We start from the raw sequence: 11,195 nt of genomic DNA, 5'->3' as shown, positions 1-11,195 counted from the left end.
ATTGTCGCTCGACGGTTGCTCCTCGCAACAGCAAATGGTAGCCAGAATTCACCAACCGGCGCGGCCACCTATCGGCCATCAAAATTGACGCCGACCGGACACCGTAATCGTCGCGCTACAGTCCAGGTCGAACCGGCATCTGTGCTGTATGCTCCATGCGACAGGACCCGCAGCATCGGCCGCCACTATTGCCCGAATGCAATGAGTCCCTTGCCGACAGGGGCGATAGCTGCCCGCCGCCATGCCGCCTATTCGAACTGCTCAGCGTGAAGCAATTGCAGCCCCGCCCGATAACGCCGTTCGCTGATGCCTCAATGTCGAGCGTGTGCTGTCCGCCGATCCTCGCCGCCTCGCCAAAGCTCCAGGAGAACGGATTGAGCGAAGACAGGCGGGCAGCGCGGAACAGATCCACGGATTACGCGGACGCTGTGCCTTTGCGCGATCATGCTGCAACTCTCAGCAACGCGCGGGCTGCATTGACTGCATCCAACCACGGGCGCGGGATGGCAGCGCCGCCATTGTAACCGTCGACTATCTCAATGCGCCCCCTCTTTCCGGGCGTGGCGTAGTAGTGCTTGGTCGAATGGCCGACATGTGCTGCAGTGTCTGCGGCGCGCAGTTCCGCCCCTGGGGCCTGGCAGCCATAATCCAAGCTTTCGCCGACGAGTGCGATCTCAGGCACACTCCCGAGGTCGATACCGATATCGGCGATTGCAACCGTGCCGCTACCTGGATCGGTAGTCCCCTGCATCGGCGCCCCCACGCGGGGGAGGGCAGTCGATACCACATCGTCAGGCGACGGGGGGTGGAGGCGGTTGCAACCACCCGCCCGCCTCTTCGGCTCAGACCCGCTTGCTGCAGATGACGAAGCCCAGGATTACGCGGCACTGGACGCCGTGGCCGACCGACCAATGCCCTTCGCCTGCATAGGCAGGCGCGCTTGCAAACGGTGTGCTGGCAGCAGCGAGGGCAATGACGGCGGCGCGGAGAACGGTCTTGACGGTCATGAACAATCCTTTCGGTTGAGCTGCCGTTTGACGGCAGTCCCATTATCTCAACGAGACGTGCGCAAAGATATTCACCGAGCCAGAGCATGGTCTGGCATGAAGCACTTGCTCGTCCGGACAGATCTTAAGTGTGCACCGCTGCGGGTCGATTCTCGGATTCATGCGCATCCCCGCGCGACTGGCTGCTCGACGACAGATGATCTCAATGCCCGAAAACTGCACAGACAAGGCAAAGCTTGGCCATGGAACGGACAGCGCCGGGTGAGCTTGTGCAGGGACGCTGCCACGATCCTTCTGCGCGCCTGCCGCGCGGCCCCCACTTCGCACCCGATGCAGATGGGTCGCATACTGCTGCATGTCGCGCGCATCACACCAATGCAACGCATGGCACAGGTCCTCGATTGGCGGCAGTAACTCAGGCGTTGACGGAAGCCTCAAGCTGCCGTGCGTAGAGTTTGCGTAGTCCTCGACCCGGGGGCTGCGTCCATCGTGGACCGGACCAAAGGTCATGGGCCTAGCAGTGCGGGCTTTGCCCAGGCCCTGCACAAATCAGATCGTTGCCCTGGCGCATGGACAAGAAAGGGCGTGCGTTCGTACGCTGCGATTTGCTAGTAGGAGCTTTCAGCGCTGAACCCAAAGTTGCGAAAGGGGCGCCAATGGCTTTGCGGAAAGTTATAAAGAGTGATCGGGCTCGACAACGCGCCACGATTGATCAAGACCTCCAGAAATCTTTCCAGCAGAGCCAGCGTAACAAAGCTGGTGACCTTATCGCCGATCTTGACGCCATGATTGAGTGTGATTTGCCCGACTATCTCCTGGGTCGGTGGCTGCGCAAGAATGCGCACTGGGTACGCTATGTTCTTCGCAAAGTTCAGTAGCCACTCATCGATCCAGACCTTCATGCCATGACAACGTCCGGATCCTGATCGCGAGCATCCCATCATCCTCGATGGTCAGGCATCCAAGAATGCCGCTCTGCAAAGCCAGCCAAGTGGCCTGGTGATCGGAACAAGTCTCGTTCGCCGGAAAGACGTCCTGCGCTCCGCTGACGTCAGCGGAGACGCGTAGAGGCCCAGATGATGCGGGATTCTTGACAGTTAAGACCATTTAAACCCTGTTGGTCTACCTCAGCCGGCGGACCATAGACCAGTCCACCAGGTAGAGGCCCGCCGCGAACTGCCCTCCGTGGCGGGCCTCGTCGCGTTGTTAACACGCGACGAGCGTTGCCCCAACGTGGCAATTCTGCGCGCCCTATGCCGAGGCCTTTTGCCAAGTAGGCGCGAACTGTTGATCTTGGCGATCGCCAGGAAGAATGATACCAAGGCCGCGCTGCAGGACCCAGGCGATTATCGAGCGATGCAGGAAGGCGCCAGGCGGCGCATGCCCTTTGTCGCATGCGCCGAGAAGGGATCTTGCCGGCACCATTGCCATCGCCCGGCAAAGCGCACGGCAGGTGGCAATTACGGACACAACGGCGTACGACGGCGTCTCATCGAAACGATAGACATCCTTGCCGCCTGCACCACACATGCGCGCTGTCGCCCGGACTGCCAAGGGACTGCATCGACACCTGTTCCGAGATGTCGCTGAATTGAGCGACCATAAGGACGGCCTTGCTCAATCCCATACAGGCCTGCTCGGTCTCGGGCTTGTCGATTGTGCGGCTCGCGCCAATGCGAAAGCCCGGCTTCCGGCTGGAGCGGAATCCGGGCAGCACTCATCTGTGAGCAGCCTGGCGGGTCAAGCACCGCGCGTCAAAAGGAAATGCCACGACAGCTCCCTGGCTCGGTTCATCGGCCAACCCGATTGATCCGCCGGGCACTTCCAGTTTCCTTGCACCGTCAGGATCAGGTTGCGGCTTCGATCCGATCCACAGCAGGGACGGCCTTCTTGCGTGACGCATTCTTGCGCTTTGCGACCGTGGGGGTCTCGACTACCGGAGCGGCGGGCTTGCGTCCAAGTCCAATCTGCTTTGCAAGGACACGACGCTTTTCCGCATAATTGGGCGCAACCATAGGATAATCGCGCGGCAGATTCCACTTCGCACGGTAGTCTGTCGGCGACATGCCATGTTCATTGGCGAGATGCCGCTTCAGCATTTTGGACTTTCGCCCGCAATCCAGGCAGGTGATCATATCGGGCTTTATCGATGATCGCACCGAGACAGCCGGCTCGGGCGCTTTCTCCGCGGACTGCTCGACCTTTCCCAGGCCGGTCAACGCATCATGCACCGATTTGATAATGTTCGGCAAATCGCTTGTCGCTACCGTGTTGTTGCTGACATGGGCCGAAACAATATCAGAAACAAGGTCGAGAAGTTCAGTTGGTGCCATGGTCAGGTGCTCCCGTTTTTTCTTTCTAGTGCCTAAACCTTTGGCGTTTCTGCTTGGCCAAATCAATAGAAAATGTTCACCTGATCCATCGAGGGCTTTTACTCAATGATGGTTGGGCAGACCATTATCGGTTGAGGTCGCCCATGAATGCTTGGCATGGAAGGGCTTGATGGTCTCGTGTGCGGACAGAGCATCCAGCTGATCAAGCTCAGCCAAGAGAACTGCAGCCTGCTTCTCGAACTGCATCCAGGCAGGGACCATCTTGACTTGGCTGATGCGAGCCGAGCCTGCCTGTCTTGTCGAAGGAGCCGGGGTATCGGGATCTACGTCAACACACAGTGTCTCGAAAAGCGCGCGGTGCAGGTGGCGAGCAACAATCTCAATTCTCGTCATTGTCTGTTCTCCTGGCGGTGAGCTTCGCCTCGCTGACTCTGCAAACATCCAAAGGGCTCGTTGGTTTCCCCAAGGGGGGGTAGGGCCACATGCCGCATCGCCGACCGCGAGGGACATGCCGTTCACGGCAGGTTTTGCGTACGGAGGCCGCCGAGCATGCGTCTATCCTGAAGGGATTGTCTGCGCCCCTGCGGGTTAGGCGCGGGGACCGGCAGCGGTGATCACTCGATCCCGCCGAAACGCGAGATAGGGCCATTGGCCAGCGCATAATCTGGATCCCTGGTTCCAAGGCCGTAATGCCGGCAGGTCTTGCCAGGAGCGAACCCATGCCGCGCAAGACATGCACGCGGTGCCGAAACGCTGTCGCAGGCAGCGCTTCAGCACCGACACCAAGACGACCTTGGTGCCGTCGTGAAATGCAAGCGTGGGGTGAACCTTTCATGACGGCGGCGCGCGGCCCATCCGTGCGGCGCTCCAGGACGACAAGCGCGCTGGCCGCCCACAGGGCTGAAATGCGCAGCTGTGGCGAGCAGGCCGGCCAGAGCTGATGGCGCCAGGTCTTTGCGAAAGCAGCCCGCTCTTGTGCTCTATGACACGCGTGAAAATGTCCCGCAGGGCTGTTGTGGTGCATGAGGGGAACGCAGCACTACGGGACAAGCTCAAGTCCGCAGACTGGCCTTCGCCGCATCTGCGCACGCGCAATCAACCCAAGGCATTGTTGGTTCCTGCAAACCAGTTGCGGCAGCAGGACTGCGTCAATCCAGTGGCGGGGCTGCCGCTGGAGTTGCTCGCTCGAGGCGCCGCCTTGCGTTGCTGGCCCGCCAGTTCCAAGCCTGTGGTTCACGGTGTTTCGCCCAGGCTTCGGCGACGCTGAACCCGTGATCCCAACCCTCTTCGTAGGCAGACTTCACCATCGCCTCCAGATCGGCGATGCGCGTTTCGTAGCTGATCAGCGTTTCTGCAGCTTCAATCAGGATCTTTTGTGACAGCTTCCGATAGCCGACCGTTCGCAGCGGATCTCTTCCGCGCAGCCTCCTGACCAGTCTATCGAGCATATCAAGCCTTCATCGAAAACCAATGCACATCCGTCCCGCATGAAGACCGATTTCCGCAGGAGACCCCGGAACAACCTTGCCCACCGGACGGATAGCGGAGCAAGGTCCGCGTCCTGCTGCTTTTTTCGGACATGTCAACTTCGCCAGACCGTTGACACTCCTCTCGCCGCGCCATGAAGAAATCGAAGGAGGGGCCAGTTTACTGGACAGGCTGGTCTGTTCGAGCGCCGCTGTTCACAGCGACCCGTTCCTCGTCCAATGCTGGTGAACGGCGGGGCATCTGGAAGGGAGGTCATGGTGAGATCGCCGCTTTGCGCTTGCCTTCGACGGCGAGGTCCGGCTCGGTCGCGCCACCGACGTTGGGCGCCTATCACCTATTGCGGACATTAACGGTACTTACACGCTTGCGCGCGCATGCCTTACCTCAATCCTGGCGCAGGCTGACGCCTAGGAGTTGCGCATGGATCGAGATGCACTCAAGAAAAAGCCCTGCAGCGGCGGACACCGGACTGCAGGGCGAAAGTTGGATCGTACAAGCCGGTTAGACCTGCAGCAAATCAACAGGTCTTCTGCAGGTTGGTTCCGTCTCGTCCAAAATTTCCTGATGGAATGGAGCGGGCCGTGCTCGGATCGATGACAAGGGCAGCGCTGCCACAGTCATGGTTCTCGACGCCAGCGGGGAGGGGCAGTGAAGATTCCGGTTCGGCAAGGCTTTCTTGATGGCTGCCGGTAAGAATTGACGGGGTAATCCAAGGTCCGGGTGCCTGGCCCCTCGTCCTGGGGGCGGCCATTTCCAAAGATTTCCATCGCGTCAATTGCGGAAGATGCGCGAGGCCCGCTTCCGGGGCACGCCATCGGTGCGAGGCGGGCGACGTTTCCGAGGGCGAGGCGGGCCGATCGGGATATCGATCCGAAGCTCAGCCTGGCGATCGAAGTCTGGAAAGTGTTCTATCATGTCCCAGAAGATTTCGTGCGGGACGTGGCGGCGATTGTATCTGAAATTGAACTCGCCGATGTACTTCCAGAGATTGGCTCGGCTTACGTGCAGATGCGTTCCCCGGATGGTTCGCTTGAATACGCCCCAGTAAGCCTCGATCGATGCTTGCCCGAAGCCGTTGGCGTTCACCCATTCGCCCCGGGAGTGGTTCACGATCTCATGGTTCCATCCGCGCGCTGCCAGCTGCGAATAGGAATGATAGGCATCAGTGACGAGAATCGAGCCTGGCAGGACGTGGCGATCGATCAGAGGAAGCAGAGTTGCCGCCTTGCGATCGGGTACGGCAAGGGCTATTGTCGCTGTTTCATCACACATGCCAAAAACAATGGCGCGACCACCCCCACGCACTCCGTTGGTCCGAATGCCGCGCAGCAGTGCCTCATCGATATGCACGAGCTTGCCCGGGCCACCTATCTTGCGGTCGCACTCGAGCAAGGCCATGTGAGTCCGGATTCTGTCGGCCATGCGGAAACCGCTCTTGTACGCGATACCGAGATGCCGCTCGATGAAGTGCCCGGTCACTCCGTTCTTGGAGTTGGCGAAAAGGAGCATGATCTCGAACCAGTCGGTCAGCGGGATGGAACTGCGATGCATTACCGTCCGGCCGGTAGGCGCGAAGGAGCTTGCGCAGCACGCGGTTGCATATCGTCGAAAGCCTGCGATCCTGTACCATCGGCGCTCTTGCCGGCATTTGAAGCAGCGGTAGTCCCCTGCCATTCGCGCATGGAAAATGTGATTGAGGCAGGCATCATTGTCAGGGAAGGCCCTTTGCAGCACTTTCCTGCTGGTTCCTTTGCTGCCCGGTGTGATCGCGATCCTCGGGTTCTCGTAGGGTTCCTGAACGACTCTCGTGCGAATCTGTGGTGAAACGGGAAGGTCGCCGGGGCAGGCATGGCGAGGGCCTTCGATCGCTTGGGCTGGGCTCGCCGCCGCCTGGTCCTCAAGTATGTTGTCTTGCGCTGTCGGGCCGGCAAGGAGGAAGCTGCGGCATAGCTGTCGGATGAGATTGCGCTCGCCAGCCTGGCCGTCGAGCCATGCGCTGTAAAGGCCGGCAAGATCGGATTCACGGCACTCCAGACGTGTGCACAGATTGTTTATCCGCCGCCTGACCGACGCTGCCTGAACATTCTGGAGTTGGGCGATCTGTTCGACCGACCAGGCTTTCGCGAGGCAGTCCAGCAGCTGGTTCTGCTTGCCGGTTATGCGCGCGAACACCGCGCGGAGGTCGCCGGTCCTTTCGCTTGCGCAAGTCGTGGTCCTGCGAACGTGCATTGTCGTTCTGACCGCAGGGTCGGCGGGGGAAGACGGCGAAGGGGATTGCGTTGCCACCGGGGCGCAGTCATCGCGCGGTTCAGCGCGAGGACGCCGGTCTGCGGCACTCCCATCGAGCGTTTCATGCAGCATTGGCCGGTGGTCCCTCCTGACGCACAGGAACTCCTCTGGATGCGCGGGTACCGCGATTTGCAATTTCGTCAGCTCGATTGCTGATGCAGCCGATCGATCTTGCGACCTCAGGAAACAGCTGCCAGAAAAGGCACCCCAAGCTCAAGCTCTTCGAGCTTGGATGCGGGGACGGGGCGAGGGCTGGTTGGCTTCCTTGGAGTCTGAAACACAATTCTGGTCATGGCCTGTCGGCGGTGATGCCGCGTGCCATGGCGCGCAGGCGGCGTGCCGGCTTCCCCGACCTGGTGTGCAGCCGCTTCGTATGGCTTTCGTACTGCACCGCGCCGTGATCGGGGCGATCGGCATGACCAGTCGGCTCGTGGGTGTTGCAGGCCGGTGCGGAAACGCGATCCTTGCCTGATGCCTGGTGACGGTTTGTCCCGAAAGCTTGCTTAAGCGGCCATTTACCATCGTGGTTATACAGCGATTTCGAGATGGTGATCCGCCAGCTCTGTTGAGAAAATCCTGGACCCGTCGTCATGACGACGGGTCTTTTTTACCGCTTTGCCATTCCGCCAGTTCTTGTCTTTGCCGACGCAAGATGGTTAACCTGCAGCATCGGGCAGGAGAAAGCCATGAAGTCGGATCAACTGGTGGCCGCCGCAATTGACCGATCGTCAGGGCGGGCCGCGCTGATCAGGGCGGCAGCCCTTGCCGGTGTTGCAGCAATGGGCAGCCACTATGCTTTTGTCAGCAGGGAAGGGCCGATGACCGAGCCCTTGAACCCGCCCGGCCCCGATGCCGGGTCAGTGCAGATGACTGGGGATCTTCCGCTCCCTCAGTTCCCCTCGGTCGAACGCATCGCGATGGGGGAGACAAGCGGGCCAATCGCGCCGGATGCACCGGGGATGAAAGCAGCGCAGCTTGGTCCGGATGGCGTGTCGTATAAAGCGAAACGGACCGCGTCCTGTGATGCGCATTGTTCGGCTCGATCGCTGGCTTCTGTCGGCGGAGGGGAGACAGGGCAGGGCTTGTCATCCGCCCCTGCCGTCGCGTCCGAACCCAGGTCAGTTGAGGGCCAGGGGCAATTGCCGGCGTCACCGTCAGGTGCGAGGGAGGAGACCTTGGCAGATGCAAGTGTCCTGGCAATAGGCGGCGTTGAGATGGCTGGCGAAGAAGAAGGCCTGGTGGAGCAGCCCGTCGTCGAGCAAGCGCGGGCGGAGGGGGCCAGCGAACGGCTGCCTGCGACGGGGTCACAGCTGTCCTTGGATGATGCCGAGCCAATGGTTACTGGCAGTTCCGACGAACGCCATGCGGATGGTTCGCATCCGCAGCTCGCGCCGGCCGCAGCGGAACCGCTCTCGCCGATTGCGAAGCTGGCCATTGCGCCACCTTTGGAACCAGCTTCGCCTTCGTTACGGTCTGACGCAGGGACTGACGGCGATTTGGCGGGCTGTGCGCAATTGCTTGATGCTTGCAGTTCGCCCGAGTTCAATATGGCTCCCCGTCGTGTGACCCAGGCAGCTCTGAACGAACTTGCAAGGATGGCAGCGCGTGTCGCCCCGAGTACGGCGGGAAGGCAGGTTCAGATGGCGCAAGAAGCATACGATCCGACGCTGAGAAGCCGGATACCCGAGCCAGCTTTCTGAGCCTTTACAAGGTCAGCGACGTTTTGGCCGATGATTATGCCGCCCGGAGCAAGCTCGACCTTTGGCAATGACGAGGGCGAGAGGCATTGGAAATTCCTGGATGGTGCCATGCCGAGGTGGCTACGCAGGACTGGACGACGGTCAAGACTGCAGGTGCGGCTTCGTGGAGGTGTCTTATTGCCCAGAGCCCACCCTTGCGACCGCTCGCCGGTCGACCCGTGGGCAAACAGTCACTGGCCAGCTGCCGCCGTCCCGCTTCGTGCCGGGCGAGACTTCATGACGCGCTCTTTGGCTTGTCGGCGCTCAGAAAGCGACCATAGCGACCGACCTCGATATCCGTGCGGATGATCTCGGCGGGATTGCCGGCGACAATCGAACGGGGCGGGACGTCCTTGGTGACGACAGCGCCTGCGCCGACAATGCTGTTGTGGCCTACCGTTATGCCTGGCATGATGATCGCGCGGGCACCGATGAAGCAATTCTCCTCAATCACGGTGTCCTTGTAGATGCCGCGGGTGCGATCATGGGTGAGGATCGTGGCACCAAAGGTGATGTACGAGTATGCTTTGATATGCACGCCCTTTGGGTAGGTCCGGTCAAGCTTGGCCGTTAGGGAGACCTTGACCGTTGGGTGCAGGTCCATGCCCCAAAACCGGTTGTAGAAGGCTATCCTGGCCTTGTTGATGAATCGCTGGAGCCAGAGCAATTGGTTAAGGCTGCGCATCAGGACAAAACTCCGCCACGAGAGGCTTTTTCCATCGCATCGGTCATCTTGGGGTTGATTGCAGGTGCAAGTGCTTTCTGCATCTTCCAGGCGGCGCGCAGGTCTTGAACCGGAAGTTCGCCCTTCGCGCACAGCGCCACCCCGACCGCGATCTTGCGGAGGTAAGCGACAAAGGCGCTGACGCTTTTCAGCCTGTGACGACGCAGCGCGACCAGAGTGCCGCCATAGTAGCGGGCACGGATGGCGGGGTCGAAATCCCGATGACCCACCATGCGTTCAGGAGCATGCAGGATCTTGCGGGCTGAAAAAGCCGCGCGCATGGCAAAGTCGGTATCCTCCCCCGACTTTGCCGGTGTGCCAAGGCCCAAGCTCTCGTCAAAGCCGCGCACGTTTGCCAGCACAGCGCCGCGCACTGCGATCGTGTTGGAAGAGGCGCGGCCGATAATGTCGAGCAAGGCAGGCGTGTATTCGCGCAGGCCGTCAGGGAAACTGGCCTCGCTGCCATAGCGGCAGAACCAGAAATCGAGGTCCCGGTCCTTTGAAAAAAGCGCGTGCATATGCTCGAGAGTTCCCGCCGGATACCACGCATCGTCGTCCGGGAAGGCGACCATTGCGTCACCAAGCGGAAAGGGCGGATCCTCAAGGAGGCGGTTGATCATGATGTTGCGTGCGGATGACAGGGGGATCTGACGTTCGCTGGCGAAGACGTCCATCCTGGCCGGAAAACCCAGTCGGGTCGCTTCGGCCATGGGATCGGTGCATCGCTGCAAGAGCATGACGTGGTGAAGCGCGGTTTCAGGATGAGCGTGCTGAAACTGTTCGACCGAGCGCACAAGACGGGCAAGCTCGGCGTCACGTCCCGCATGCAGATCCGCGGTCGTCAACAGCACGATTGGGACAGGCATGAACGCTGATCGGTCCGGTGTCACGGTTGTTCCTTCACTTCGAGCGCCGCTGGGTTGGCCGGGTGCTTACCAGCAGCCTTCCCAACTTGTCCAACATCACATCCCGCAGATGGCCGCAGCACGCGGGGCACGGCGCAGGCGACCGGAAAAGCATGCATCAAAGGTGGTTAAGATTTCACGACGGCGCATGATGGGCGAGCTTTACGCAAGGTTCAGAACCGGGACGAGCCTGCCTCGCCGGGCGGCGCCTGCCCAGCAGCGATCACTGTGCTCCTTGCTTTCCGCAGCACGGTGTAGCTTGTGATGTAGAATCTCCACGACCTGGTCAGGAAGCCATTGGCGCGTGCCGCTATTCCATCTTTTGGCCGGCGCCAGGTCACGGTGGTAGCGCGATAGAGGAGTCCTTCGGCCGAGACAAAGTACACAATGGAGCTGTGACTTTGGAACGACCCTTTCATTTCCTTGATATGAAACAAAAAATGTCTCCAGTCGCTCATTATCTCCCACTATGGCTCTTTTGGAGATCAATACTTCATCCCTGCGATCTCGGTCAACAAGATTGATGGTTTACGAATATTAATTATCATCGTATTATCTTTGATGATTGCCAAATAGATATTCATCTTAATAATAAACTCTCCAATTCTAGCATAAATCTATGCAACTAAGGCCGGTTTTAGATTTGTGAAACTACAATTTTCCTCTCTAATAAATTTCTAAAGGTAATAACTATTATAATAAAACAACCT

The 11,195-nt window shown here is 59.8% G+C and carries 11 protein-coding genes and 1 pseudogene; 1 reads left to right on the top strand and 11 read right to left on the bottom strand.

The window, feature by feature from the left end; all coding sequences use genetic code 11:
* Nucleotides 1–442: 442 nt before the first annotated feature.
* From POM99_RS20310 to POM99_RS20275, 8 genes are all read right to left on the bottom strand, one after another.
* Entirely contained in the window at nt 443–751 is a 309-nt protein-coding gene (locus POM99_RS20310; protein WP_277280518.1) for a hypothetical protein, read from the bottom strand.
* A gap of 91 nt (nt 752–842) precedes the next feature.
* Nucleotides 843–1,007 (bottom strand): hypothetical protein, encoded by a 165-nt coding sequence (locus tag POM99_RS20305; protein ID WP_277280517.1) that lies wholly within the window; start codon nt 1,005–1,007, stop codon nt 843–845.
* Between the two features lie 608 nt (nt 1,008–1,615).
* Nucleotides 1,616–1,909 (bottom strand): hypothetical protein, encoded by a 294-nt coding sequence (locus POM99_RS20300; protein ID WP_277280516.1) that lies wholly within the window; start codon nt 1,907–1,909, stop codon nt 1,616–1,618.
* 945 nt (nt 1,910–2,854) lie between these two features.
* On the bottom strand, nt 2,855–3,340 hold the full coding sequence (locus POM99_RS20295) for a Ros/MucR family transcriptional regulator (protein ID WP_277280515.1): 486 nt from the start codon (nt 3,338–3,340) through the stop codon (nt 2,855–2,857).
* A gap of 102 nt (nt 3,341–3,442) precedes the next feature.
* Nucleotides 3,443–3,733 carry a hypothetical protein gene (locus tag POM99_RS20290; RefSeq protein WP_277280514.1) on the bottom strand — a complete coding sequence of 97 codons (291 nt, stop codon included), beginning with the start codon at nt 3,731–3,733 and terminating at the stop codon, nt 3,443–3,445.
* A 755-nt stretch (nt 3,734–4,488) separates the two neighbouring features.
* Nucleotides 4,489–4,788, bottom strand: a complete 300-nt coding sequence (locus POM99_RS20285) for a hypothetical protein (RefSeq protein ID WP_277280513.1) — start codon at nt 4,786–4,788, stop codon at nt 4,489–4,491.
* A gap of 811 nt (nt 4,789–5,599) precedes the next feature.
* Nucleotides 5,600–7,000, bottom strand: a complete 1,401-nt coding sequence (locus POM99_RS22445) for an IS1595 family transposase (RefSeq protein ID WP_277280512.1) — start codon at nt 6,998–7,000, stop codon at nt 5,600–5,602.
* Between the two features lie 406 nt (nt 7,001–7,406).
* Nucleotides 7,407–7,709, bottom strand: coding sequence for a hypothetical protein (locus tag POM99_RS20275; protein WP_277280511.1), 303 nt, complete (start codon nt 7,707–7,709; stop codon nt 7,407–7,409).
* Between POM99_RS20275 and POM99_RS20270 the strand changes: the two genes are divergently transcribed.
* Nucleotides 7,708–8,817 (top strand): hypothetical protein, encoded by a 1,110-nt coding sequence (locus tag POM99_RS20270; protein WP_277280510.1) that lies wholly within the window; start codon nt 7,708–7,710, stop codon nt 8,815–8,817. The two genes, POM99_RS20275 and POM99_RS20270, sit on opposite strands and share 2 nt — an antisense overlap.
* A gap of 340 nt (nt 8,818–9,157) precedes the next feature.
* Here the strand turns inward: POM99_RS20270 and POM99_RS22580 are convergent.
* From POM99_RS22580 to POM99_RS20255, 3 genes and pseudogenes are all read right to left on the bottom strand, one after another.
* A pseudogene (locus POM99_RS22580) lies at nt 9,158–9,316 on the bottom strand (DapH/DapD/GlmU-related protein); the annotation flags it as partial.
* A 224-nt stretch (nt 9,317–9,540) separates the two neighbouring features.
* Complete coding sequence (locus POM99_RS20260; RefSeq protein WP_277280508.1) at nt 9,541–10,431, bottom strand: glycosyltransferase family 2 protein; 891 nt, start codon at nt 10,429–10,431, stop codon at nt 9,541–9,543.
* Between the two features lie 227 nt (nt 10,432–10,658).
* The gene (locus POM99_RS20255) at nt 10,659–10,943 is read right to left on the bottom strand and encodes a hypothetical protein (protein WP_277280507.1); all 285 of its coding nucleotides are present in this window, start codon (nt 10,941–10,943) and stop codon (nt 10,659–10,661) included.
* Between the last annotated feature and the right edge of the window lie 252 nt (nt 10,944–11,195).

This window comes from Novosphingobium cyanobacteriorum (genome assembly GCF_029436685.1).
GTDB classification, from domain to species: Bacteria; Pseudomonadota; Alphaproteobacteria; order Sphingomonadales; family Sphingomonadaceae; genus Novosphingobium; species Novosphingobium cyanobacteriorum.
Note: the sequence above shows the minus strand (reverse complement) of the source record. Positions and strands in the feature narration are given on the sequence as shown.